Here is a 23032-nt window from a genome sequence, read left to right on the forward strand (position 1 = left end):
TGGCGGACTGCCTGGCCCCTGATGTAAGCATGCAGGGCCTGTGGCGCAAGCACCCACCCGGCGCAAAAGAGGCGCGCCAGCACAGCGCGTCCCCGTTAATTAAATTGCCACAAATATTGGGGAATACACGCAGTGACACCGCAAGGTGCTGCTCGCAGAATACCGCCCACGCTGTACTTTTGCCCAAGAAGCCAGCAACGGCCGCATCGGCCCGCCGGGTATCCCCCAGCGCCTCCGACCCGTCCCGAGCTGTCCATCCCTATCGCTGGAGAATCCGAATGAAGCTTCTGCAACGCGTTACCCCAGTCGCCATGGCTTTCGGGGCGCTGCTCCTGGCCGGCGCCGCCCAAGCCGCCGACACCATCAAGATCGGCATCCCGCAGCCCATGACCGGGCCCAATACGCAGTACGGCACGCAGATTCAGGCCGGCGCCCTCACTGCGATCGAAACCATCAACGCCCAGGGCGGCGTGAAAGGCAAGAAGCTCGAACCCATTCTCATCGATGACGGCTGCGAGCCGAAGCAGGCCGTCCCGGCCGCCAACCGCGTGGTCAACTCCGGCGCCAAGTTCGCCGTGGCCCACGCCTGCTCCGGCGTGACGGTGCCCGCCGTCAATGTGTACGAACAAGAGGGCATCGTGGCCATCACCCCGGGCGCCACGTCGCCCCTGGTGACCGACACCACCAAGCCGCATTTCTTCTTCCGTACGATCGGCCGCGATGACCAGCAAGGCCCGTTCGCGGCCCGTTACATTGCCGAAACCCTGAAGCCGCAGAAAGTGGCCGTACTGCACGACAAGCAGACCTACGGTTCGGGCGTCGCCACTCAGGTCAAGGAATCTCTCGAGCAGAACAAGGTCAACGTTGCCCTCTTCGAAGGGATCAATGTGGGCGATAGCGATTATTCGGCTGTCATCACCAAGCTCAAGTCGGCCGGCGTCGACCTGGTTTACTTCGGCGGCTACCACCCCGAACTCGGCCTTCTGCTGCGCCAATCGCGCGAACAGGGCCTGAACGTGCAATTCATGGGCCCCGAGGGTACCGCCAACCAGGATCTGGTCGCGATTGCCGGCCCGGCCATCGACGGCCTGCTGGTGACGCTGCCTTCCGATTTCACCAAGCTGCCCGGCAACGAAGGCATCGTGAAGGCGTTTCATGACGCCAAGCGCGATCCCGACGGCGCTTTCCAGATGCCTGCCTACGCGGCCGTGCAGATTCTGGTGAAGAGCATCGAAGCGGTCGGCGAAGACCCCAACAAGGTGGCTGACTACATGCACAAGACGGCGTTCGATACTGCCATCGGCAAGGTCGAATACGACGCCAAGGGCGACCTGAAGGACTTCGAATTCGCCGTCTTCAAGTGGGACAAGGACGGCAAGAAGACCCAGCTGTAAACTCGCGCCCCCCCGGCTATCCGCCGGGGCTTGAACGCACGCCCAGGTTTCCGGCTCCGGGTCGTCCTACCGGAGCCGGAACTATTTGGAGCATAGGTACATCCATGTCAGACCTTATCCCCCAACTTACCCAGCAGGTCTTCAATGGCCTTTCGCTGGGAGCGATCTACGCGCTGATTGCCATTGGCTACACAATGGTCTACGGCATCATCGGTATGATCAACTTCGCCCACGGCGAGATCTACATGATCGGCGCCTACGTGGGCCTGGTCACGCTTACCGCCATCGGCACCAACAGCGGCCTGCCTCTGCCGTTCATCATAGCGGCGATGCTGCTGGTGGCCATTGCCGTCACCGGCGTCTACGGCTTCAGCGTTGAACGTGTCGCCTATCGTCCGGTGCGCGGCAGCCAGCGGCTGGTGGCGCTGATCTCGGCCATCGGTATGTCGATATTCCTGCAGAACTGGGTTGCACTTGGCCAAGGCGCGCGCGACATGGCTGTTCCTTCGCTGATATCCGGTTCGGTCCAGTTCCACCTGGGCTCCGACTTCGACGTCACGCTGCCATACTCGCGCATGATGATCATCGTGGTTACCGTACTGCTGATGGTGGCGCTGGCGTTGTTCATCAAGCATTCGCGCATGGGCCGTGCATCGCGTGCCTGCTCGCAGGACATGCATATGGCGAACCTGCTTGGCATTGATACCAACCGGGTCATCTCTTTCACTTTCGTGCTGGGCGCCATGCTGGCCGCGGTGGGCGGCGTACTCATCGCCATCACGATAGGCAAGCTCAACCCGTTCATCGGGTTCCTTGCCGGCATCAAGGCCTTCACGGCCGCGGTGCTGGGGGGCATAGGCAGCATTCCCGGTGCGATGCTGGGCGGCGTACTGCTGGGGCTGGCCGAGACCTTGGCGGCTGCCTATATCTCGTCCCAGTACAAGGACATCGTCGCCTTCTCGCTGCTGGTGCTCATCCTGCTGTTCCGCCCATCGGGGCTGCTCGGCAAACCTGAAGTGGAAAAAGTCTGATGGCCAACAACACACTCAAAAACGCCACGATGGCGGCCGTGTTGACGGCCATTATCGTCATGCCGGTGTTCGGGCTGCAGCTGGTTCGCCAGGGCGCCCGCACGCACCTGGAAGCCCACTGGGAAATGGTGGCCCTGGCGGCCGCCGTGGTTTTCGTATTCCAGCTGATCCGTCCGTGGCTGGCCAAGCCGTTCCAGAAGCTGAAGACCAGCATCCCGGTGCTGCCCGCGGCGCCGGCCAAGGGCAATAAGTGGCTGATCGCGCTGCTGATCGCGGCGGCGGTGATCTGGCCGTTCTTCAGCGGCCGCAGCTCGGTCGACATCGCCACGTTGGTACTGATCTACGTGATGCTGGGCCTGGGCCTGAACATTGTGGTGGGCTTCGCAGGCCTGCTGGACCTGGGCTTCGTGGGTTTCTATGCGGTGGGCGCCTATACGTACGCGCTGCTGTTCCACTGGGCTGGATGGGGGTTCTGGGAGGCGCTGCCGCTGGCGGGCGCGATGGCGGCGCTGTTCGGTTTCATACTGGGCTTTCCGGTGCTGCGCCTGCGCGGCGACTATCTGGCCATCGTGACGCTGGGCTTCGGTGAAATCATTCGCCTGCTGCTCATCAACCTGAACTTCATCACCGGCGGACCCGACGGCATTTCGGGCATTCCGAAGCCGACGGTCTTCGGCCTGGAAATGACTCGCCGCGCCAGCGAAGAGGGTACGCGCACCTTTCACGAGGTCATGGGCTGGACCTTCAGCAACCAGCACATGGTGAATTACCTGTACCTCATGGCATTGGCCTTGGCGCTGTTGACGCTGTTCGTGTCGACTCGCCTTATCCGCATGCCGGTAGGCCGCGCCTGGGAAGCCTTGCGCGAAGACGAGATCGCCTGCCGTTCCCTGGGGCTGAACCCTACGCGCATCAAGCTGTCGGCGTTCACGCTGGGCGCGATGTTCGCCGGCTTTGGCGGCGCATTCTTCGCGGCGCGTCAGGGTATGGTGAATCCGGAATCCTTCACGTTCATCGAATCGGCGCTGATCCTGGCCATTGTGGTGCTGGGCGGCATGGGTTCGCAGGTGGGCGTGATTCTCGCGGCCATTCTGCTGACGGTGCTGCCTGAAGTGGCGCGCGAGTTCGCCGAATACCGCATGTTGATCTTCGGCCTGGTCATGGTGTTGATGATGATGTGGCGTCCACAAGGGCTGCTGCCCATGAAGCGTCCTCACGTGGAGCTGGCCAAATGAGTGAAGTATTGTTGAAAGTGTCCGGGCTGAGCATGCGCTTTGGCGGCCTGCTGGCCGTGGACAGCGTGGGTTTCGAAGTAAAGCGTGACGAGGTCTTCGCCATCATCGGTCCCAACGGCGCCGGCAAGACCACGGTGTTCAACTGCGTGGGGGGCTTCTACAAGCCCACGGCAGGCGAGATCATCATGGATGGCAAGCCCATCAACGGCCTGCCCAGTCACAAGGTGGCTCATCACGGCCTGGTGCGCACGTTCCAGAACGTCAGGCTGTTCAAGCAATTGACCGTGCTGGAAAACCTGCTCGTGGCTCAGCACACGCAAGTCGAATCGCGCCTGCTTCCCGGGCTTCTGAAGCTGAAGTCTTACCGGAAGTCAGAAGCCGACGCGCTGGCGCGCGCGGCGCAATGGCTGGACTTCATGGGCCTGCGCGAGTTTGCCAACCGCGAAGCCGGCTACCTGGCCTATGGGCATCAGCGCCGCCTGGAAATCGCGCGCTGCATGATCACCAAACCGCGCCTGTTGATGCTCGATGAGCCGGCGGCTGGGCTGAACCCCCAGGAAAAACGCGATCTGCAGCAATTGATCGACCAGCTGCGCCGTGAATTCGGCGTGGCGGTTTTGCTCATCGAGCACGACATGAGCCTGATCATGGGGATTTCCGACCGCATTCTGGTCATGGAGCACGGCAAACCTATCACTACCGGAACCCCCGACCAGGTGCGCTCGGACGAGCGGGTCATCAAGGCGTACCTGGGGGAAGAATGATGCTGAAGCTGGACAATATCCATACGTATTACGGCGCCATCCAGGCCTTGAACGGAGTGTCCGTGGAGGTGAAGCAGGGTGAGATCGTGACGCTGATCGGCGCCAACGGCGCCGGCAAGACCACGCTGCTGATGACAGTTTGCGGTAACCCGCGTGCCCGCGAAGGCACCATCACGTTCGAGGGCGAGGACATCACCCGGAAAGAGACCCACCACATCATGCGCTCGGGCATCGCGATCTCACCCGAGGGCCGCCGGGTATTCAAAGACCTGACCGTGGCCGAGAATCTGATGATGGGCGGTTTCTTCGCCAGCCGCGACGAAATCCAGTCTGGGCTGGAGCACGTCTACGGACTGTTTCCCCGCCTGAAAGAACGGGCGGGGCAGCGGGCGGGGTTGATGTCGGGCGGCGAACAGCAGATGCTGGCCATAGGGCGGGCCCTGATGACGCGGCCCAAACTGCTGCTGCTGGACGAGCCCACACTGGGCCTCGCGCCGCTGATCATTGCGCAGATCTTCGACATCATCCGTACCATACGTGAGCAGGGCGTCACCGTGTTCCTGGTAGAGCAGAACGCCAATAAAGCCCTGCAGGTGGCCGACCGCGGCTATGTGCTCGAGAATGGCCAGGTCGTGCTGCAGGACACGGGCGCCAATCTGCTGGTGAACAAGGACGTGCGCAAGGCCTATCTGGGCGGGTGAGCGACGCGGGTGCGCCGCCTTACGTTTTTAGCCGTGGCGGCGGCGCATGGCTGCTGCCGGTGGGCGGTGCTGCCAGCAGCAGGGCGCTGCGCATCGTGCCTGCCACGGGTGGCCAGCCAGTCCAGGCGTGGTTCAGGCGTGGCTCAGGCCAGGCCCTCGGCGCTGAGCGCCGCCCGGACTCCGGAGTCGGCCTCCATACGCTGGAAGAACGACGCCAGATTGTTCATGCCGGCCAGATCGATATGCTTGGCGTGAGCCCAGCGCAGCACCACGTACAAGTAGGCATCGGCGATCGACGGCTGGTCGCCCGCCAGGAACTGCTTGCCGTCGAGCTGCTTGTCCAGTTGGGAGAACAACGTGCTCAGCTGGCTTGCCGCCCCGGCGCGCAGTTTTTCCTGTGCGGCTTCGTCATCGGGCAGATATCGCGGGGCACCGAAGATCAGCGTGAACGTGCGGTGTACGTCGGAGTTGATGTAGCCCATCCAGCGCCTGACCTGGGCGCGGCCGGCCACGCTGCCGTCGCCAAGCAGCGCTCTTTGCGGCGCCTGCTCGGCCAGGTATTCCAGTATGGCGGCGTTCTGCGTCAGGACGAGGTCGCCATCGACCAGCGCGGGCACTGCGCCCAGCGGATTGATTCTGAGGAAATCGGGTTCCTTGAGCTCTGCGCGCGACAGAGCGTGCACCTCGTAGGGCGCTCCTATCCATTCCAGAACGATGTGGGCCGCCAGTGAGCAGGCGCCGGGCATGTAGTACAGTTTCATGGCATGTCTTCTCTGGTACGACCGGACGCCTCATGCGTCGATCGCAACCATGGTACGCCACTTGCGCGGCCGCCGCCCGGTGCCGGTTCGTGCCTTCACCCAGTCTGCGATGCGGTGAGGTGCTTCATGTCGAGATTTCCCATTGGCCTTTCATGGCGCGCGTCGATTGTCGGCGCCGCTGCCGTGTGGGCCGCCGTGCTCATGGTCGGTGTTCCCCGCGTGTCCTGGGCGCAAATGCAGGCGCCCGAAGCGACGTCGGGGAAGGCCGTCGTCACCCAGGTGACCGATGGCCTGGAACACCCCTGGGCATTGGCATTTCTGCCCGATGGCGGCATGCTGATCACGGAACGGCCCGGACGCCTGCGGCACCTTGACGCGCGGGGAACGCTGTCTGCGCCGCTCGAAGGGGTGCCCGAGGTGTACGCTCGCGGGCAAGGCGGTTTGCTGGATGTGGTGCTTTCGCCGGGTTTCCCGCAGGACCGCCTGGTGTATCTGTCGTATGCCGAAGTCGATGGCAGCCGAAGCGGAACGGCGGTGGGTCGCGGACGACTCAGTCAGGATGGGCGGGGCCTCGAGAATTTCCAGGTGATCTTCCGGCAGGCTCCGAAGTTGTCCAGCGGGCAGCACTACGGCGGGCGGATGGTGTTTGGCACTGACGGAATGCTGTATATCGCCCTGGGAGACAACAATCAGCGACCCACCGCGCAAGATCTGGACAAGTTGCAGGGCAAGATCGTGCGCATACGGCCGGATGGGTCGGTGCCGGACGACAATCCGTTCAGGGGTGAAGCCGCCGCGCGGCCCGAAATCTGGACCTACGGCATGCGCAATCCGCAGGGCATGGCCTTGAATCCCTGGACGGGCGAGCTGTGGGAACATGAACACGGACCGCGGGGCGGCGACGAGATCAACATCATCCGGCCGGGATTGAACTATGGCTGGCCGGTAGCGACCTACGGGGTCAACTATTCCGGCTTCGCAATACCCGAGGCGAAGGGCGAAAGCGCGCCGGGCATGCAGGGGGCGCTGTACTGGTGGAAGAAGTCCCCGGCCATCAGCGGCATGGCCTTTTACGATGCCGATCGGCATCCTGCCTGGCGCGGCTCGTTGTTCATCGGCGCGTTGGGCGCTCAAGCCCTGATCCGCTTGCCATTGAAGGACGGCAAAGAGGTGCAGGGCGAAGAGCGCCTGCTCGAAGACCTGGGCGCGCGCATTCGCGATGTCAGGCAGGGGCCCGATGGGCATCTGTACGTGCTTACCGATGCGGGTAGCGGCGCCTTGTTGCGCATCGCCCCGTCCGACCAAGGGAGCAGGCAATGAACACTTATGAACTGATAGGCTCGCGTGGCTGCGGGTCGGCCATCATCGAGATGGCGCTGGATCTGGCCAGACTGCCGTATACGGTGACCGACTTGCCGTACCTCAAGCCGGGGCCGGGCCGCGACCGCCTGCTGCGCCTGAACGTGACCGGACAGGTACCGACGCTGGTATTGCCGGACGGGGAGGTGATGACCGAGAGTGCGGCCATGATTCTGCACATCAACGACGCATCACCCGAGGCCGGCCTGATACCCCCGCCGGGCAGCCGCGAGCGCACGGCCTTCTGGCACCTGCTGATGCGCGTGGTCGGGGCGGTATATCCGACGTTCACCTATGCCGACGAACCTGCGAAGTGGACTACGGAAGGCGCAGCGGCCGAGCTGCTGCGCACGCGCGTGCATGATCGGCGCGCCGAGCTGTGGCAGGAGTTCGATCGGCTTGCGGGCGCACCACACGTGCTGGGCGAGCGCTTCAGCGCACTGGACCTGTATGCGGCGGTGATGATCCGATGGCGCCCCGGACCGCAATGGTTCAAGGCCCAATGCCCAGCGCTGTACGCCGCGGCGGTGCAGGCTGCAACCCGCAAGGAAGTCGGGAGCGTTCTGGCACGCCATTTCGACCCGCCTCTGGAATAGGGCAGGCCGAAGGCACCGCGTTGCAGCCAGGGCGCGCAGCCGGACCGGCGCGCCCGCAATGGCGTCACGTGGCGCGCCAGACGGCCCAGGCCACCAGCGCCCACGCCAGCAGGAACGCCACACCGCCCACGGGCGTGATGGCGCCAAGCCAGCGCGTGCCGGTCGAGGCCAGCACATACAGGCTGCCGCTGAACAGCACGATGCCGGCGAACATGATGGCGCCAGCCGTCGACAGCAGGTTCGAGCCATAGCGGGCGCCCAGCAACGCCACCACGAACAGCCCCAGTGCGTGGACCAGGTGATACAGCACGCCAGTCTGCCAGACCGCGAGCATGTCGGGCGACAGCACACGCTTGAGGCCGTGCGCCCCGAATGCGCCGGCACCCACAGCGGCGATCATGTTCAGTGCGGCCAGTACGGTGAGTTGTCGATCGGTCATGTGTGCCTTCCTTTGCCTGGGCGCGGCCAGAAAGGCCGCCATCAGAGCGCATTATGCCGCGTGAGACCGGAATGCCCGATTGCCGCACGGGCACGCCGGTCTGCCTGAATGGCGCGCCCTAGTTTCGTCTGATGAGCGTTGATTTGCCGAACAGGCTTTGCACGAGTTCCGTGGCGAGCGCCGCCGTTTTATTACGCACGTCCAGGGCGGGATTCAGCTCAACGATGTCCAGCGAGCCCAGCAGGCCGGTGTCGGCAATCATTTCCATGCACAGTTGCGCCTCCCGGTAAGTGGGGCCGCCGGGAATGCTGGTGGCCACGGCCGGGGCAATTTCAGGATCGAGAAAGTCGACATCGAAGCTGACGTGCAGGTGGGTGCCGGGCTCAAGGTCGGCCAAGGCCGATTCCATCACGGCGCGCATGCCGATCTCATCGATGGTGCGCATGTCGTAGACCTCGATATTCGACTCGCGGATCAACTGCTTTTCTCCGGCGTCGACACTGCGTATGCCGATCTGGCGTATCCAGGCCGGCCGCAGGGCCGGCACATGACCTGCCATTTCGGTGAGCGCGGGCGGGCCGTGGCCGCAAAGGCACGCCACCGGCATGCCGTGCAGGTTGCCAGACGGCGACAGGGCGTGGGTGTTGAAGTCGATATGGGCGTCGAGCCAGAGCACGCGCAGCGGTTTGCCCGCGCGTTGGCAATAGCGCGCCACCGCGCTGATGGAGCCTATTGCCAGGCAATGGTCGCCCCCCAGCAGAACGGGCAATCGGCCGTTGTCCAGCGCCGTGTGCACCGCTTCGTGCACGAGCGCATTCCAGGCCACCACTTCATCCAGGTGCCGGTATCCGCCGCGAGCCGGCAGGCCGGGATTGGCCGGGCCCACCAGGTTGCCGGCATCTTCAACGTCGTGACCCAGGGCGTGCAGGGCGGGGCCCAGGCCCGCGACGCGCAGCGCTTCGGGCCCCATGGAGGCTCCCCGCGACCCAGCGCCGATATCGGTGGGTGCGCCCAGCAAGGTCAGTGCGAGCGGCTGGGCGGGATTGGGCGGGATGGAATGGGTCACGACGGCGGACTCCAAGGCGCGACGCTGGCGCAGATTGGGGTACGGCTATCTTTAACGATGTGTGCCGGCAACGCAAGCCGGGCACACGGTGCCCGTGTCGCCCGCAGGGACATCGGCAGGCGGGCGCCCGGCCTGCGGCACAATGGGGGCTTTCCTACCGCCGATACGGCGCATACCGACTATGTTCACAAATCTGAAGTTGCGAATTGCCGGGCTGATGTGCATGTTGATGATGGCCGGGACGGCAGGCGCGGCGTCTGAGCGCCCGCTGCGCATCGGAGTCATTCCCAGCGTCGCCAATGAAGCCACGGAGATCGCCATTGCGCAGGCCCGCAAGCAGGGGCTGAAGGTGGAACTGGTGGAGTTCAGCGACTGGGTGATGCCCAACATCGCGGCTGCGGAGGGCTCGGTGGACGCAAACTTCTTTCAGCACGAGCCGTTTCTGCAGCTGTTCAACCGAAGCCGTGGCACCGACCTGGTTCCGATCGCCTATGGATACTCGACGACCATAGGCTTGTTCTCGAAGCGCCTGAAGCGCGGCGATCCTGTGCCCAAAGGGGCCCGCATCGGAATCCCGAACGACCCGGTCAATGCCGGCCGGGCCTTGCTCCTGCTTCAATCGATGGGGTTGCTGGTGTTGCGGACCGGGGCGGATCACCAGGCCACGATGCAGGACATCGTCGCCAATCCGCACGAACTGGCGATCATCCAACTTGAAGGCTCGCAGTCTGCGCGCACGTTCGACGACGTTACCGCGTCGGTCACCTATACGACCTTCGCCAAGCATGCGGGCATCGACGAGAAAGACGGGCTCGCATTCGACAACACCGATCCGCAGAATGTACGGCGCTACGCGATCCGCTGGGTGACTCGCGCCGAGCAGGCGCAAGATCCGCGGCTGCTGGAGTTCATCCGCATCTATCAGCAATCGCCGGAAGTGAAGGCGAAGCTGCGGCAGTTGTACGGCGAGCTGATCGACTTCCCGTGGTAGCGTTCAGGCCGGCATGGCCATGAGTTCGCCCATGCGTACCGGTCCGCGCACCGAGGGGGTGTCGGTCCAGCGGACGCGATCGGGCCCGAACAGCATGATGACCGTGGAGCCGAGCTTGAACAGGCCCATTTCGGCACCCTTGTCCAGGTGGATGGGCGCCCGCGATTCGGCGTCGTAGCGCCAGCTGCGCACCTGCCGCTTGTATGGCGTGACGAGCCCCGCCCAGACAGTTTCGATCGAGGCGACGATCATGGCGCCGACGAGCACCATGGCCATGGGGCCGAACTCGGTGTCGAACAGGCAGACCACGCGCTCGTTGCGGGCGAACAGTTCGGGCACATGGCTGGCCGTCAGCGGATTGACCGAAAACAGTTTGCCGGGCACATGCACCATTTCGCGCAGCGTGCCCGCGCACGGCATGTGCACCCGGTGATAGTCGCGCGGCGACAGATACACAGTGGCGAAATCGCCGCCCACGAACGGCGCGGCGCGATCGGGCTCGCCGCCGAGCAGGTTGGTCAGGCTGTATGAATGGCCCTTGGCCTGGAAAATACGGCCGTGCTCGATGGGCCCCAGCTGGCTGATGGCCCCGTCGACCGGGCAAAGGACCGCGCCGGGCTCGGTGTCCAGCGGGCGCGCGCCCGCCTTGAGTTTGCGCGTGAAGAACTGATTGAAGCTTTCGTAGGCCAGAGGGTCTTCCAGCAGGGCTTCGCTCATGTCGACGCCGTATTGGCGGACGAAGCGAGAGATCATCCAGTTCTTGATGGCGGGCGTGCGGCAGTCGGCAGCGCAGCCCATGAGGCGCGACACCAGGTGATGGGGCGCCAGATACTGGCTGGCAAGGAAAAGCTGGTCTTTGAAGAGCATGGAATCCGTTGGGAATGGTACTGCCGGAAGGTTAAGAATGTTACTTGTTATGGCCCCCCCGCGCCAGGCGCCCCTTCAGCCGCGGGGCAGCGGCTCGATCGGCACGCCGTCGGGAATGTGATGCAGGCGTTCGCGATGGATCGCGCGGGTGGCGAAACCGGTATGCCGGCTGGCCGCGTTGCGCAGCAGCACCGAAAGCAGGGCGCCCTTGTCCTGTATCCAGCGGGTCTTGCCCTGCAATAGCCGCATGGCGTTCTCGGGCGTGCCCAGACGATATCCGCTGCCGTCGAGGGTGATGCCGTGTCTGCCGTCGAAGTGGGTGGGGTCCTGGTCGATGATGGCGACAGCATCCAGATTGCCGGTCGCGTGGTCGACTCGGTACAAGTAAGTGATGAGGCTGTGCGGGTCGCGAACGGCAATCAGTTTGTTCGACCCGGAAATGTCGGAAATCATTCCCACTACCGGGGATTCCACCAACATCTTGCCGCGCTGCTCTTCGGTATAGAGCAGGATGGTCGGCGTGTAGGGGGCTGCATCAGACATTGCGCAATGAGGCAGGGAACGAAGGGCCGATTCTAGCCCGGCCCGCCGCCGCCGGCACGATCACGACCGTCCGGGGCGGGCGCTGCGGCATATGACATGCCGCCGGAGCCCCCACGCGATCAGGCCAGACTGAACCAGGTGGTCTTCAAGTCGCTGTACTTGTCGAGCGCATGCAGGGACTTGTCGCGGCCGAAGCCCGACTGCTTGACGCCGCCAAACGGCACCGTGATATCGCCTTCCGCATAGCAGTTGACCCAGACCAGGCCCGCCCGCAGTTGCCTGGAGAGGCGATGTGCACGGCCCAGATTGGCAGTCCAGAGTCCGGCGCCCAGGCCGTAGATGGAGTCGTTGGCCAGGGCGATGGCTTCTTCTTCCGTCGCAAAAGACTGCGCGGCAAGCACCGGGCCAAATATTTCTTCGCGCATCAGCGAGTTATCGGGGCCCGCGCAGTCGAAGATCGTGGGTTCGATGTAATACCCGCCGCTGTCATCACGCACGCGCTTGCCGCCCATGCGCAACGTTGCGCCTTCGCGCTGGCCGGCCTCGATGCGCGCCAGCACCGACTGCATCTGTCTTTCATCGACCATGGCGCCCAGCACGCTGTCCGGATCGAGCGGGTCGCCAGGCTGCATGGCGCGGGCGTGCGCGGCCACCCGTTCCAGGAATTGATCGTAGATGCCTGCCTGCACGTAAAGGCGCGAGCCGGCTATGCAGACTTCACCCTGGTTGACGAATATGCCGGCCGCGGCCGCCATCGCGGCGCGCTCCAGATCGGGGCAGTCGTCGAATACGATGTGCGGCGATTTGCCGCCGCATTCAAGCCAGACCCGCTTGAGGTTGGACTGGCCGGCGTACTGCATGAAGCGTTTGCCGGTGGCCGTGGAGCCTGTGAATGCGACACAGTCGACATCGGGATGCAGGCCGAGGGCCTGGCCGGCCTGGGCCCCTGTGCCCGGTACGACGTTGAAAACCCCTGCCGGTATGCCCGCCTGCGCGGCCAGGTCGGCCAGCATGATGGCGCTCAGGGATGACTGCTCAGCCGGCTTCAGAATCACGCTGTTGCCGGCGGCGAGCGCCGGGGCGACCTTCCAGGCGGCCATCATCAGCGGGTAGTTCCATGGCACCACGGCGGCCACGACACCCAGGGGCTCGCGCGTGATGGTGGCCAGCGACTGCCCGCCTGTGGGGGCGATTTCATCGTACAGCTTGTCGATAGCCTCACCGTACCAGGCATAGCAGTGCGCGGTTTCGGGCAGGTCGAAGGCCAGGGCGTCGCGGATCGGCTTGCCCATGTCCAGCGTTTCGACCAATGCCAGTGTCTCGGTGTTTTCGGTGATCAGGGCAGCAAGCCGCTGCAGCCGGACCTTGCGCTCACGAGGAGCAAGGTCACGCCAGACGCCAGCCTCGAAGGCGCGGCGCGCGGCCTGCACGGCACGGTCGACGTCGGCCGGCCCGCAGGCCGCAACATCGGCCAGTTTGCGGCCGTCCACAGGACTATGTGCGGCGAAGGTGGCGCCATCGGCGGCATCGGCATACGCGCCGTCGATATAGGCCTGGCCGCGCAGGCGCAGGCCGGCAGCCTTGGCGCGCCAGTATTCGAGATCGTGCAGGGACATGGAAGGGTCTCCGTGGAAGCGGATTCAGCGTGCCGCGCCCGCGCGCGCGAGCATGGCGTCGAGCAGTACATTGCAGCCCGCCTCGAGATGATCGGGGCGCGCATCTTCGATTTCGTTATGGCTGATGCCGTCCTTGCATGGAACGAAGATCATCGCTGTGGGGGCGACCGACGCCATGTAGACGGCGTCGTGGCCGGCGCCAGTCACGATGTCCATGCGCGGCAGATCGCGGGCGGCGGCGCCGTCGCGGATCTTGCCGACCAGGTCGGGATCGAACGGCGTGGGCGGAAAATACTGCACGTCCTTCACCTCGATGCTTACGCCGTGGCGAGCCGCCACATCCTGGGCCGTTTTATGCCAGGTTTCGTGCATGCGGGTGAGGGTGGCTTCGTCTTCATGCCGCAGGTCGACGGTCATGCGCACCTGGCCGGGAATCACGTTGCGCGACCCCGGGTGCGCATGGATCTCGCCGACTGTGCCGCGGCCATGCGGCTGATTGGCATTGGCGATATCAATGACGGCCTGAACCAGGTAGCTCGCCGCCAGCAAGGCGTCTTTGCGGATGGGCATGGGCGTGGGGCCCGCATGCATTTCCATTCCCGTGACCACCACGTCGTACCAGCGCAGGCCCAGCGAGCCGGTGACCACGCCGATGACCTTGTCTTCGTGCTCGAGGATGGGGCCCTGCTCGATGTGTGCTTCGAAATAGGCGTCGACCGGCCGGCCTCCGACCGGATCCGCGCCGGCATAGCCGATGGCTTGGAGTTCATCGCGTACCGATTTTCCCGCCGCGTCTTTGGCATTCAGCGCCGTTTCCAGGGAAAACTTGCCGGCGAACACGCCTGAGCCCATCATCACGGGCACGAACCGCGAGCCTTCCTCGTTGGTCCAGATGGCCAGTTCCAGAGGCGCCTCGGTCTGCACGCCGGCGTCATTGAGCGCGCGCATGACCTCGAGGCCGGCAAGCACGCCAAAGCAGCCGTCGAACTTCCCGCCGGTGGGCTGCGTGTCGATATGGCTGCCCGTCATCACGGGCGCCAGGCTGTCATCGCGCCCTGCACGGCGCGCAAAGATGTTGCCGACCTGATCGACGCGCACGGCGAGACCGGCGTCTTTCATCCAGCTCACGACCAAGTCGCGGCCCTGTCCATCGAGTTCGGTGAGGGCAAGCCGGCAGTTGCCGCCCTTGGGCGTGGCGCCGATTTTTGCAAGGTCCATCAGCGACTGCCACAGCCGCTGGCGGTTGATGGAGATATTCGGAGTCGTCATCGAGAGGGTCCTCAGGATAGGGCGGGTTGGGCTTGGGCTGCCAGCGCATCCTCGCGTATGGCGGCCAGCGATTGTCCGGGGGCGATGCCGTCCGGGTCGTAGCGCAGTTCGAGCAGGGCAGGCAGTCGCTCGCGGTCGGCAAACGCGCGCGCGCGCTCGAAGGCCGCGGCGAAATCTTCGGTGCGCTCGACGGCTTCGCCATATCCGCCATAGCCCTTGATGATCTGCGTGAAATCGGGATTGTCGAATCCCAGTGCGATCGAGCGGCCGGGGAAGTCGCGTTCCTGGTGCGCGCGTATCGTGCCCCACATGCCATTATTGAACACCAGGACGACGATGCCCAGCCGGTATTGCATGGCCACGCCCAGTTCCTGCATGTTCATCTGGAAGCAGCCGTCGCCGGCGTAGCAGATGACGGTTTGCGACGGATTTTCGAGTTTGGCGGATATGGCAGCCGGCAGGCCATACCCCATGGAGCCCACCGTGGGCGCGAGGCTGGTGCCCGGTCCGGTGAACTGTCGATAGCGGTGCGGATACAGCGCATAGTTGCCGGCGCCCACGGTGATGCAGGCGTCGGCCGGAATGTGCGCATTGACGTGCACGGCTGCTTCGTCGAGGCTGAGGGCCCCGGGTGCGGGCATGGGTTGCAGGCTGGCCAGATATTCCGCACGCGCGCTGCGCACGACATCGGCGCGGTGGGACACGCAACGCGGTTGCAATGTACCGACCGCCGCCGCGAACGCGTTCACTGTGCTGACAATACCCAGGGTCGGCGTGTAGACCCGCCCCAGTTCTGCAGCATCCGGATAGACATGCACCAGCTGCTGGCGTGGCAGCGGGCTTTCTATCAGGGTGTAGCCCTCGGTGGTGGCTTCACCCAGCCGGGTGCCCACCGCCAGCACCAGGTCGGCCTCTTGTACCCGCCGCCGCAGTTCCGGAGTCATGGCCCAGCCAACCTGCCCGGCGGCATGATCGTGGCGCTGGTCGAAGCATTCCAGGCGGCGCCAGGCGGTACCGACCGGCAACGCGAAGCGCTCGGCGAACGCCGCCATCTGGTTGATGGCGGCCCGGTTCCAGCCGCTGCCGCCCAGCAGCAGGAACGGGCGCTGGGCCTGGTCCAGCAGTGCGACCATGCGATCCAGATCGCCGGCGCCGGGATGAATCTCGGTGCGCACATAACGAGGCAGATCGGGCACGCTTGCGCGGCCCCAGAGCGTGTCTTCCGGAAGCGCGAGCACCACCGGGCCCGGACGCCCGCTGGTGGCTACGCTGAAGGCGCGCGCGATGTATTCGGGAATGCGGTCGGTGCGATCGATCTGCGCCACCCATTTGGCCATCTGGCCGAACATGCGGCGATAGTCGATCTCCTGGAATGCCTCGCGTTCGTAGAAGTCGTTGCCCACCTGCCCAACGAACAGGATCATCGGTGTGGAGTCCTGGAAGGCCGTATGGACGCCGATGCTGGCGTTGGTGGCACCCGGGCCGCGCGTGACGAAGCAGATGCCAGGTTCGCCGGTGAGTTTCCCGTGGGCCTCGGCCATATAGGCGGCGCCGCTTTCCTGACGGCACACGACAGGCTGCATGACGTCGGTATGCTCATTCAGTGCGTCGATGCAGGGCAGGTAACTCTCGCCGGCCACCATGAAAATGCGGCGCACGCCATGGATGCGCAACTGCTGCATGAGGATCTGTCCGCCATTGCGCGCGGGTGGGATTGGGCGGGGCATTCAGGGTCTCCTAGGACGCCGCGTGCGTGGCGGCGTGCCAATTTTCGAACTCGGCGTGGCGGGCGAGCAGGCGGCGGGCCGTGTTGTAGTCGGGCGGATCGATGCGGGCGCCAGCATTGGGTTCGCCTCGGCTCTGGGCCTCATACGCCAGTGTCAGGGCCTGGGCCGAGCGCACTTCGGCGGCATTGGGTGTGAAGGCGGCATGGATGGCCTGGACCTGTTCGGCAAATACCGCACACTTGGACTTCAGGCCGATGCGCCGCGCCCAGCGCAAGTCTGCAGCCTGGGCCTGGGCGTCGCGATAGTTGAACGGACAATCGATGGCCACGCAGCCGGCCGCGGTGCAATCGACCAGGAAGCGGCTGCGCAGTGCATGCAGCTCGATGCCGTCGGGGCCGCGTTCGGCGCCCAGGTCGGCTGTGAGGTCCTCGGCGGCAAGCAGGCATGCGCTGATGCGCGGGCTGGCAGACAGGATGTCCAGCGCTCGGCAGACGCCGCGTGCCGATTCGAGGGTGGGAACGATTTCGGTGCGGCCGGCGGGCAGGCCTGATGCCGCTTCGCACTGCCCGATGGCCTGGTCGAGCGCCAGGATCTGTTCGGGACTTTCGGCGTGCGGCAGCAGGATCGCGTCCGGTGCGCCGGCCATCACGCCGCGCAGGTCGTCGAGACCGTCGCCGGACAGCGTGTTGATGCGAACCGCGGCCACCGTGCCGCGGGCGCGGCACAGCTCGAACAGCGCCACGATGCGCTGGCGCGCCGCAGGCCGGTCTTGCGGCGCCGTGAATTCTTCGAGGTCGGCCACCAGCACATCCGCGCCGCTGTTGAGGCCGGCATGCTGGGCCTCGACGTCGAGGCCCGGCACGAACATCCAGCTACGGCGCAGCCGCGGGGGCCGCAAGGGGCAGGGAGCAGGTTTCATTGGACGTGCCTGGGCAGGTACAGAACGAGTTCGGGAACAAAGGTCAGCAGCAGCATCACCGCCGTCATGGCCAGCATCATCCATGACAGCGGACGCAGGGTCTGCATCATGTTGATGCCGCCGATCTTGCAGGCCGCCATCAGGTCCACCCCCACTGGCGGCGTGTTGGCTCCGATTGCCATGTTGATGGACAGGAGGATGCCGAAGTGCACCGGATCGATGTTGTAGTGGGCCAGCACGGGCATGACGACCGGAGCCACGATGATGATGACCGGGATGGCTTCCATGAACGTGCCCAGCAGCAGCAGCACGACCGTCAGTATCAGCAGCACGGTGGTCTTGCTGTCTGTCCAGTTGACCAGCAGTTGCGACAAGGCCTGCGGGACTTGTTCGGCCACCAGGATCCACGCAAACAGGCCCGATGCGCCGATCAGCAGCAGGATTGCGGCACTGCCCTCGCCAGTGGACTTGAGGCTGTCCCAGATGGTGCGCAGTGTGAGGCTGCGGTACCAGAACAGGCCGATGATCAGCGCGTACACAATTGCGCTGGAAGCGGCTTCCGTAGCGGTGAAGACACCCATGCGGATGCCGCCCACGATCAGCACCGGCACCATCAGCGCGGGCAGGGCTCCTGCGAACGCCGACCGCAGCTCGGCCCAGCTGAACGGGGCGCCGCCCCCCCAGTTGTATTTGCGAGCCTGCCACAGCGCAACCACGATCAGAGAGCAGCCGAGCAGGATGCCGGGAACGATGCCGGCCAGAAAGAGCTTTCCCACCGAAGTGTTGGTGATGGTGCCGTAGACGATCAGGACGATGCTGGGCGGAATGATGGTGGACGCGGCGCCCGCGCTGCCGACCAGCGCGCAGCTGAAGCCCTTGTCGTAGCCGCTGCGCGCCATGGCGGGCAGCAGCAGGCTGCCGATGGCGATGACATCGGCGACGCCCGAGCCGGACAGCGCGCCGAACATCATGCAAGCCAGCACCGCGACGACCGCGAGCCCGCCGTGGATGTCGCCGACTATCGCGGCGCACAGGCGCACGATGCGTTGCGTCAGCCCGGCGCCGTTCATCAACTGAGCCGCCAGGATGAACAGCGGAATCGCCAGCAGCGTGAAACTGTCGAGGCCGCCCACATATTGTTGCGCCGCCAGCATCATCGGAGCGGTGTCGAAGACGGCCAGATATATCAGGCATGACAGCACCAGCCCGAAGGCGATGGGCATGTCGATCAACACCGTGACGGTGAACACGCCCATGAGAAAGAGGGCACCCATAGACATCTTGTTATTCCTTCCGGGCGGCCGGCTGGGCCGAGAACAGTTGTGCCAGATGCACCACGACCGCCGCCGCGCATGCGACGGGCAATGCCAGGTAGACAACGCCGGCCGACACGGACAGTGCAGACAAGGTCTGGTCCATGGTCAGCTGGGCAAGCTGCCAACCCGCGTAGCCCAGCACGGCCAGCCCGATGATGATGAGGATCTGGTTCAGGCGCTGTATGCGATCGAGCGCGCACTCGTTGCGGACAAAAAACGGCAGGAGGCCGGCCAGCAGGTGGGTGCGCTCATGGCTGCAGGTGACGCCGCCCACGAACGCCGCCCACACCAGCACCAGGCGGGGCAATTCCTCTGCCCAGTGTGGCGTTTGGTGCGTGACGAATCGCTGGAACACGACATAGGTGATCAATATGGCCAACAGGGCCACCGCCAATGCGGCGATGGCCTTGCTGGCCCACGACAGCAGATCGGCAAGGCGAAGCAGCATTATTGGCCCGAGCGGTATTTCTGCAGCGCGGCCATCAGGTCAGCGCCGTAGATGGATTCGTAGGTTTTCCACACCGGCGCCACCGCCGCGATGAAGGGTGCCTTGTCGACCTCGTTGACCTGCATGCCTTTTTCTTTCAGCGCGGCCACGAATTCCTTGTCACCCTCGGTGATCATCTTGCGCTGCTCGTCGCGCCATTTGTCGGCCGCGGCCTGAACGATCTTCTGGTCTTGCGGAGAAATGCGGTTCCAGGTGTGTTTGGCGAAGACCAGGCTGGCCGGCCCCCATACGTGCCCGGTCAGGGACAAGAATTTCTGCACTTCGAAAAAGGACGAGGTGTAGATGATGGACAAGGGGTTTTCCTGGGCATCGAATACCTTCTGCTGCAGCGCCGAGTACAGTTCGCCGAAAGCCAGGGGGGCCGGGTTCGCGCCCAGCGCCGTGAAGGTGTCGAGCCGCATCTTGTCCGGCGTGACGCGGGTCTTGAGGCCCTGCAGGTCAGCCGGCGTGTTGATGGGGCCTCGGTTGTTGGTCAGGTGGCGAAAGCCGTTCTCCCACCAGGAAACGATGACCAGATTCTTTGCCGCAGCCAGCTTGGCCAGCGCATCGCCCAGTTCGCCGTCGTACGCCGCGTAGGCCTGTTCCGCCGTGTTCCAGGTGTAAGGCAACTCGACGATGCCGAACTTGGGTTCGATGGGTTGCAGCGAGCCCGACCCGATGATGGCCGCGCCCTGGCTGCCGATCTGCAGCCCTTCGAGCATGGTCTTCTCGTTGCCCAACTGGCCGCTGGGAAACAGCACGAAATTCACGCGTCCTTGGGTCTTCTCTTTTACCTCGGCGGCGAAACCTTCGGCCGCCTTGTTCCAGCTATGGCTGGGCGCCAGCACGTGGCCCAGCTTGATGTCCAGAGCCTGGGCGGCCGGCGCGGCCAGTGTCATGCCGGCGGCGGCCAGAAGGGCGGCGAATGTACGGGTCAGCTGCATGGTTTCACCTTGATATGTTGTTGATGTGGCGGAAGAAATGCCTTTCACGGCGGTGGAGGCTGGCTAGCGGATACCGCCGCTGCCGAAGTCTTCGCGCAGCCGGGCCAGGATGCCGACCAGATGGTCGTGCATGGCGTGGCGCGCGCGTGTGGGGTCGCGGTCGACGATCGCGGCCAGGATGCGTTCGTGTTCGTGGTGCGCGGCCTTCCAGACCTGCGTGGTGACGAAATGCTTTTCCAGGCGGCTGAAAACCGGGCTGGCACTGCTCAACTGCCAGATGTGCGAAATGGCCGCTGCCAGGGCGGCGTTGCCGCAGGCGTTGGCGATCGCGCTGTGGAAGGCACGGTCGTGTGCGCCGGGCGAATCGGTCAGTGACATGCCTTGATGGGCCGCCTGTATGGCCGCGATCTGGGCGGGCGAGCCGCGCTGGGCAGCCAGGGCCACGCACTCGGGTTCGAGCAGCAGGCGGGTTTCGAGCAAGTCGAAGGGCCCGATGTCGGTGGGCTCGGCGGCGGGCGCCTCGGCCGACTGGGAGCCGTACTTGCCGTCTTCAGGCGGCGAAAGCACGAACACACCGGTGCCCACGCGTACTTCGACGTAGCCCTCGATCTCGAGGGCGATGAGCGCTTCGCGGATGGACGAACGACTGACCTGCAATTGTTCGGCCAGGTCGCGCTCGGCGGGCAATCGGCTTCCCGCGGCGAAGTCGCCAGCGCGAATGCGGCTGGCGATCTGGTCGGCAATCATGCGGTAGAGCCGAGTCACGGCGACGGCTTGGAAGGTGCTCATGGGCCCGGGTGCCTGGTGGTCTAGTGGTCAGGCCACTGACTTTACACAAGCGCGTGTGGCTTTCCCACTGGGGTAAACCATAGGTGGCACGCACCTTGCGGCCGATCCGCATCGTGCCAAGGCACTTTGCAACCCCAAGCGAGGTATTTCAGATGTCCGACCGTATCCCCCAATCAACCGACGACGGCAAAGCGCGCGAGCAGGCGCAGCCGGGACGCCAGGATCGTATGGATCCCCCGCCGCGCGGCGAGGAACGAGACTACCTGCCCGCGGGCAAGCTGCGCGGCCGCTGCGCCTTGATCACCGGTGGAGACAGCGGCATTGGCCGGGCCGTGGCGGTGGCCTATGCGAAGGAAGGCGCCGATGTCGTGATCACGTATCTGGAAGAGCATGAAGACGCGCGCGAGACCGAGCGTCTGGTGTCAGAAACCGGGCAACGCTGCCTGACGATGGCGGGTGACCTGGGCGATGAAGCGCAGATCCGGCGCCTGGTCGATCTGGTGAGAAACGAGTTCGGAAAACTAGACGTGCTCGTGAACAATGCGGCGGAGCAGCACGTCATCGAGAACTTCGAGAACATTACGCGCGAGCAACTCGAGCGCACCTTTCGCACCAATTTCTTCGCGATGTTCCGCCTGACCCAGGAAATGCTGCCCCACATGCAGCGTGGGGCCGCCATCGTGAACACGACGTCGGTGACTGCCTATCATGGCAATCCGAAGTTGATTGACTATTCGTCGACCAAAGGGGCCATCGTGGCATTCACACGATCGCTCTCGACGGCGCTGGCCGGGCGGGGCATCCGTGTCAATGCCGTGGCTCCGGGGCCAATCTGGACGCCATTGATACCTTCAACTTTTCCCGCCGACAGCCTGGAGTCTTTCGGGAAGAATACCCCCATGGAAAGACCGGGCCAGCCCGATGAAGTTGCTCCCTGTTTTGTTTTTCTTGCCAGCGACGATGCCAGTTATATGTCCGGGCAGGTGCTGCATCCCAACGGCGGCCAGATCGTCAACGGTTGAGCGCCGGCAGCCGGCGGGTTGAAGCAGGGGCCAGGCCTGAAGTGGCCTGGCCCCGTGCCGGTACTCGTATCGGTCAGGCCGGAAGGTGGAGGCGGCTTACTTGCCGCGGATCTGGATGTCGTTGCGCACCTCCTTCACGCCGTCGACACCGCGGGCGGCCTGCACAGCCTGGCTGGCCGCATTCTGGCTGGGTACGAAACCGCTCAGCTGCACGACGCCGTTGTACGTTTCTACTTGAACATCCGTGGCCGACACGCCGTCGGCCTGCACCAGCGCGGCCTTGACGCGCGCCGTGGTGGCCGTGTCGTCCGTGTACTGGCCCGCGCTGCGATGACCATCATGTCCGGCGCAGGCGGCCAGTGTCGCGGCGAGAACGGTTGCACCCAGTACGCGAAGAAGGCGGATATTTTTCATGGCTACTCCCTGTTAGTTGTCGGGTTCAATCACCCGGGACGTCTTGAGCAAGCGGCGTGCCCGCCAGCGTGATGCGAATTTACCGACCACTGCAAACCTGGGCCGTCATGAAGCCGCGCGTACTGCATTCAAGAGGACATGCAGGCTTCATAGCCCAGGCATGCCGGTTGCGTATAAGCAGACTCATCCATTTCAGGAGACTCACATGAAGCGTAAATTTCTTCCCTTGGCCGCGGCTGTTACGTTGATGGGTGCCATGGCGGGCGGCGCTTATGCGCAGTCCACGCCCGACACCGGCAAGCCTTCGAGCACGGCGCCGTCCACGACGCCCAACGACGGCACGGCGGTGCCCCCCAACACGCCGGTGCCTGCGGGGCAGATCCCGCCTGCCGGTGAAACCAACCCGGCGCATCGCAGCCAGGGCACGATGGGCACGCAAGGCACGCATGGCACCGCTGGTACGGGCGCCGGCCACTCCGGAACGCCTGGCAGTGCCACGGGCATGCCGCCCACGCAGAACCAAGTCCCTGATCGCAATGAACCGGGAACGACCGATCCCAAGATGCCGAATACCGGCGGCAAGTAATCGCCGGATGGCGGACCTTTCGCCATAGCGGTCGATGTCCCGGAGGCCGGCGCTTGAGCGCCGACCTCTTTGCATTCGGCCGCCTTAGGAAGCTTTGGACGTGCTCCCGCACATGCTTCAGCGAAAAGCGTCGCGCATTGCGTGATGTGCTGCCGATAAGCGAGAAGGCCGCCTCGCGGCGGCCGTCAGTGCAGAC

The 23032-nt window shown here is 64.6% G+C and carries 24 protein-coding genes; 10 read left to right on the forward strand and 14 right to left on the reverse strand.

What is annotated here, in order from left to right:
- Nucleotides 1-278: 278 nt before the first annotated feature.
- The 5 genes from ACV17W_RS02455 (at nt 279) to ACV17W_RS02475 (ending at nt 5125) form a co-directional block, all read left to right on the forward strand.
- Nucleotides 279-1394, forward strand: coding sequence for a high-affinity branched-chain amino acid ABC transporter substrate-binding protein (locus ACV17W_RS02455; protein ID WP_462594879.1), 1116 nt, complete (start codon nt 279-281; stop codon nt 1392-1394).
- Between the two features lie 104 nt (nt 1395-1498).
- A complete protein-coding gene (gene livH / locus ACV17W_RS02460; RefSeq protein ID WP_462594880.1) occupies nt 1499-2425 on the forward strand; it encodes a high-affinity branched-chain amino acid ABC transporter permease LivH in 927 nt (308 codons plus the stop codon).
- On the forward strand, nt 2425-3660 hold the full coding sequence (locus tag ACV17W_RS02465; protein ID WP_462594881.1) for a high-affinity branched-chain amino acid ABC transporter permease LivM: 1236 nt from the start codon (nt 2425-2427) through the stop codon (nt 3658-3660). Before livH ends, ACV17W_RS02465 begins: the two co-directional genes overlap by 1 nt.
- Nucleotides 3657-4424: a high-affinity branched-chain amino acid ABC transporter ATP-binding protein LivG gene (gene livG, locus ACV17W_RS02470; RefSeq protein WP_462594882.1), complete on the forward strand. Its 768-nt coding sequence runs from the start codon at nt 3657-3659 to the stop codon at nt 4422-4424. The genes ACV17W_RS02465 and livG overlap by 4 nt, the downstream gene beginning before the upstream one ends.
- The gene (locus ACV17W_RS02475) at nt 4424-5125 is read left to right on the forward strand and encodes an ABC transporter ATP-binding protein (RefSeq protein WP_462596432.1); all 702 of its coding nucleotides are present in this window, start codon (nt 4424-4426) and stop codon (nt 5123-5125) included. Before livG ends, ACV17W_RS02475 begins: the two co-directional genes overlap by 1 nt.
- A 143-nt stretch (nt 5126-5268) precedes the next feature.
- Here the strand turns inward: ACV17W_RS02475 and ACV17W_RS02480 are convergent, their stop codons facing one another.
- The gene (locus ACV17W_RS02480) at nt 5269-5886 is read right to left on the reverse strand and encodes a glutathione S-transferase family protein (RefSeq protein ID WP_462594883.1); all 618 of its coding nucleotides are present in this window, start codon (nt 5884-5886) and stop codon (nt 5269-5271) included.
- Between the two features lie 201 nt (nt 5887-6087).
- Here ACV17W_RS02480 and ACV17W_RS02485 point away from each other — a divergent pair, with 201 nt between their 5' ends.
- Together ACV17W_RS02485 and ACV17W_RS02490 are read left to right on the forward strand one after the other, a co-directional pair.
- Nucleotides 6088-7206 (forward strand): PQQ-dependent sugar dehydrogenase, encoded by a 1119-nt coding sequence (locus ACV17W_RS02485; protein WP_462596434.1) that lies wholly within the window; start codon nt 6088-6090, stop codon nt 7204-7206.
- The gene (locus ACV17W_RS02490) at nt 7203-7841 is read left to right on the forward strand and encodes a glutathione S-transferase family protein (protein WP_462594884.1); all 639 of its coding nucleotides are present in this window, start codon (nt 7203-7205) and stop codon (nt 7839-7841) included. The genes ACV17W_RS02485 and ACV17W_RS02490 overlap by 4 nt, the downstream gene beginning before the upstream one ends.
- Before the next feature lie 64 nt (nt 7842-7905).
- Here the strand turns inward: ACV17W_RS02490 and ACV17W_RS02495 are convergent, their stop codons facing one another.
- Nucleotides 7906-8280: a DUF423 domain-containing protein gene (locus tag ACV17W_RS02495; RefSeq protein ID WP_462594885.1), complete on the reverse strand. Its 375-nt coding sequence runs from the start codon at nt 8278-8280 to the stop codon at nt 7906-7908.
- A gap of 118 nt (nt 8281-8398) precedes the next feature.
- Entirely contained in the window at nt 8399-9346 is a 948-nt protein-coding gene (gene rocF, locus ACV17W_RS02500; RefSeq protein ID WP_462594886.1) for an arginase, read from the reverse strand.
- Between the two features lie 181 nt (nt 9347-9527).
- On the opposite strand from rocF, the gene ACV17W_RS02505 reads away from it, so the two are divergent.
- A complete protein-coding gene (locus ACV17W_RS02505) occupies nt 9528-10337 on the forward strand; it encodes a MetQ/NlpA family ABC transporter substrate-binding protein (protein ID WP_462594887.1) in 810 nt (269 codons plus the stop codon).
- A 3-nt stretch (nt 10338-10340) separates the two neighbouring features.
- Here the strand turns inward: ACV17W_RS02505 and asd are convergent, their stop codons facing one another.
- The 10 genes from asd to ACV17W_RS02555 all read right to left on the reverse strand — a co-directional run bounded on the left by asd (nt 10341) and on the right by ACV17W_RS02555 (nt 20814).
- Nucleotides 10341-11204, reverse strand: coding sequence for an archaetidylserine decarboxylase (gene asd / locus ACV17W_RS02510; protein WP_462594888.1), 864 nt, complete (start codon nt 11202-11204; stop codon nt 10341-10343).
- A 75-nt stretch (nt 11205-11279) separates the two neighbouring features.
- Nucleotides 11280-11747 (reverse strand): hypothetical protein, encoded by a 468-nt coding sequence (locus tag ACV17W_RS02515; protein WP_462594889.1) that lies wholly within the window; start codon nt 11745-11747, stop codon nt 11280-11282.
- Nucleotides 11748-11866: 119 nt separating this feature from the next.
- The gene (locus ACV17W_RS02520; RefSeq protein WP_462594890.1) at nt 11867-13363 is read right to left on the reverse strand and encodes an aldehyde dehydrogenase; all 1497 of its coding nucleotides are present in this window, start codon (nt 13361-13363) and stop codon (nt 11867-11869) included.
- Nucleotides 13364-13387: 24 nt separating this feature from the next.
- Complete coding sequence (locus ACV17W_RS02525) at nt 13388-14632, reverse strand: Zn-dependent hydrolase (protein ID WP_462594891.1); 1245 nt, start codon at nt 14630-14632, stop codon at nt 13388-13390.
- A gap of 11 nt (nt 14633-14643) precedes the next feature.
- Nucleotides 14644-16359, reverse strand: coding sequence for a thiamine pyrophosphate-binding protein (locus tag ACV17W_RS02530; RefSeq protein WP_462594892.1), 1716 nt, complete (start codon nt 16357-16359; stop codon nt 14644-14646).
- Between the two features lie 10 nt (nt 16360-16369).
- Entirely contained in the window at nt 16370-17278 is a 909-nt protein-coding gene (locus ACV17W_RS02535; RefSeq protein ID WP_462594893.1) for an HpcH/HpaI aldolase/citrate lyase family protein, read from the reverse strand.
- The gene (locus ACV17W_RS02540; protein WP_462594894.1) at nt 17275-18558 is read right to left on the reverse strand and encodes a TRAP transporter large permease; all 1284 of its coding nucleotides are present in this window, start codon (nt 18556-18558) and stop codon (nt 17275-17277) included. The genes ACV17W_RS02535 and ACV17W_RS02540 overlap by 4 nt, the downstream gene beginning before the upstream one ends.
- Before the next feature lie 4 nt (nt 18559-18562).
- A complete protein-coding gene (locus ACV17W_RS02545) occupies nt 18563-19042 on the reverse strand; it encodes a TRAP transporter small permease (RefSeq protein ID WP_462594895.1) in 480 nt (159 codons plus the stop codon).
- Nucleotides 19042-20025: a TRAP transporter substrate-binding protein gene (locus ACV17W_RS02550; protein ID WP_462594896.1), complete on the reverse strand. Its 984-nt coding sequence runs from the start codon at nt 20023-20025 to the stop codon at nt 19042-19044. Before ACV17W_RS02550 ends, ACV17W_RS02545 begins: the two co-directional genes overlap by 1 nt.
- A 63-nt stretch (nt 20026-20088) precedes the next feature.
- Nucleotides 20089-20814: a FadR/GntR family transcriptional regulator gene (locus ACV17W_RS02555; RefSeq protein ID WP_462594897.1), complete on the reverse strand. Its 726-nt coding sequence runs from the start codon at nt 20812-20814 to the stop codon at nt 20089-20091.
- Nucleotides 20815-20966: 152 nt separating this feature from the next.
- On the opposite strand from ACV17W_RS02555, the gene ACV17W_RS02560 reads away from it, so the two are divergent.
- Nucleotides 20967-21836 carry an SDR family oxidoreductase gene (locus tag ACV17W_RS02560; protein WP_462594898.1) on the forward strand — a complete coding sequence of 290 codons (870 nt, stop codon included), beginning with the start codon at nt 20967-20969 and terminating at the stop codon, nt 21834-21836.
- 96 nt (nt 21837-21932) lie between these two features.
- On the opposite strand, the gene ACV17W_RS02565 is transcribed toward ACV17W_RS02560, so the two are convergent.
- Nucleotides 21933-22250, reverse strand: coding sequence for a BON domain-containing protein (locus ACV17W_RS02565; protein WP_462594899.1), 318 nt, complete (start codon nt 22248-22250; stop codon nt 21933-21935).
- 205 nt (nt 22251-22455) lie between these two features.
- Between ACV17W_RS02565 and ACV17W_RS02570 the strand changes: the two genes are divergently transcribed.
- A complete protein-coding gene (locus ACV17W_RS02570) occupies nt 22456-22836 on the forward strand; it encodes a hypothetical protein (RefSeq protein ID WP_462594900.1) in 381 nt (126 codons plus the stop codon).
- Nucleotides 22837-23032 lie beyond the last annotated feature (196 nt).

The sequence above is a fragment of the Bordetella sp. MIP270_01_BMS genome, assembly GCF_054958705.1.

Bases quoted from the DNA above. Each gene is read 5' to 3' on its own strand.
- ACV17W_RS02455 (WP_462594879.1), top strand. From the start codon at position 279: ATGAAGCTTCTGCAACGCGTTACCCCAGTCGCCATGGCTTTCGGGGCG.
- livH (WP_462594880.1), top strand. From the start codon at position 1,499: ATGTCAGACCTTATCCCCCAACTTACCCAGCAGGTCTTCAATGGCCTT.
- ACV17W_RS02465 (WP_462594881.1), top strand. From the start codon at position 2,425: ATGGCCAACAACACACTCAAAAACGCCACGATGGCGGCCGTGTTGACG.
- livG (WP_462594882.1), top strand. From the start codon at position 3,657: ATGAGTGAAGTATTGTTGAAAGTGTCCGGGCTGAGCATGCGCTTTGGC.
- ACV17W_RS02475 (WP_462596432.1), top strand. From the start codon at position 4,424: ATGCTGAAGCTGGACAATATCCATACGTATTACGGCGCCATCCAGGCC.
- ACV17W_RS02480 (WP_462594883.1), bottom strand. From the start codon at position 5,886: ATGAAACTGTACTACATGCCCGGCGCCTGCTCACTGGCGGCCCACATC.
- ACV17W_RS02485 (WP_462596434.1), top strand. From the start codon at position 6,088: ATGGTCGGTGTTCCCCGCGTGTCCTGGGCGCAAATGCAGGCGCCCGAA.
- ACV17W_RS02490 (WP_462594884.1), top strand. From the start codon at position 7,203: ATGAACACTTATGAACTGATAGGCTCGCGTGGCTGCGGGTCGGCCATC.
- ACV17W_RS02495 (WP_462594885.1), bottom strand. From the start codon at position 8,280: ATGACCGATCGACAACTCACCGTACTGGCCGCACTGAACATGATCGCC.
- ACV17W_RS02505 (WP_462594887.1), top strand. From the start codon at position 9,528: ATGTTCACAAATCTGAAGTTGCGAATTGCCGGGCTGATGTGCATGTTG.
- asd (WP_462594888.1), bottom strand. From the start codon at position 11,204: ATGCTCTTCAAAGACCAGCTTTTCCTTGCCAGCCAGTATCTGGCGCCC.
- ACV17W_RS02515 (WP_462594889.1), bottom strand. From the start codon at position 11,747: ATGTCTGATGCAGCCCCCTACACGCCGACCATCCTGCTCTATACCGAA.
- ACV17W_RS02520 (WP_462594890.1), bottom strand. From the start codon at position 13,363: ATGTCCCTGCACGATCTCGAATACTGGCGCGCCAAGGCTGCCGGCCTG.
- ACV17W_RS02525 (WP_462594891.1), bottom strand. From the start codon at position 14,632: ATGACGACTCCGAATATCTCCATCAACCGCCAGCGGCTGTGGCAGTCG.
- ACV17W_RS02530 (WP_462594892.1), bottom strand. From the start codon at position 16,359: ATGCCCCGCCCAATCCCACCCGCGCGCAATGGCGGACAGATCCTCATG.
- ACV17W_RS02535 (WP_462594893.1), bottom strand. From the start codon at position 17,278: ATGAAACCTGCTCCCTGCCCCTTGCGGCCCCCGCGGCTGCGCCGTAGC.
- ACV17W_RS02540 (WP_462594894.1), bottom strand. From the start codon at position 18,558: ATGTCTATGGGTGCCCTCTTTCTCATGGGCGTGTTCACCGTCACGGTG.
- ACV17W_RS02545 (WP_462594895.1), bottom strand. From the start codon at position 19,042: ATGCTGCTTCGCCTTGCCGATCTGCTGTCGTGGGCCAGCAAGGCCATC.
- ACV17W_RS02550 (WP_462594896.1), bottom strand. From the start codon at position 20,025: ATGCAGCTGACCCGTACATTCGCCGCCCTTCTGGCCGCCGCCGGCATG.
- ACV17W_RS02555 (WP_462594897.1), bottom strand. From the start codon at position 20,814: ATGAGCACCTTCCAAGCCGTCGCCGTGACTCGGCTCTACCGCATGATT.
- ACV17W_RS02560 (WP_462594898.1), top strand. From the start codon at position 20,967: ATGTCCGACCGTATCCCCCAATCAACCGACGACGGCAAAGCGCGCGAG.
- ACV17W_RS02565 (WP_462594899.1), bottom strand. From the start codon at position 22,250: ATGAAAAATATCCGCCTTCTTCGCGTACTGGGTGCAACCGTTCTCGCC.
- ACV17W_RS02570 (WP_462594900.1), top strand. From the start codon at position 22,456: ATGAAGCGTAAATTTCTTCCCTTGGCCGCGGCTGTTACGTTGATGGGT.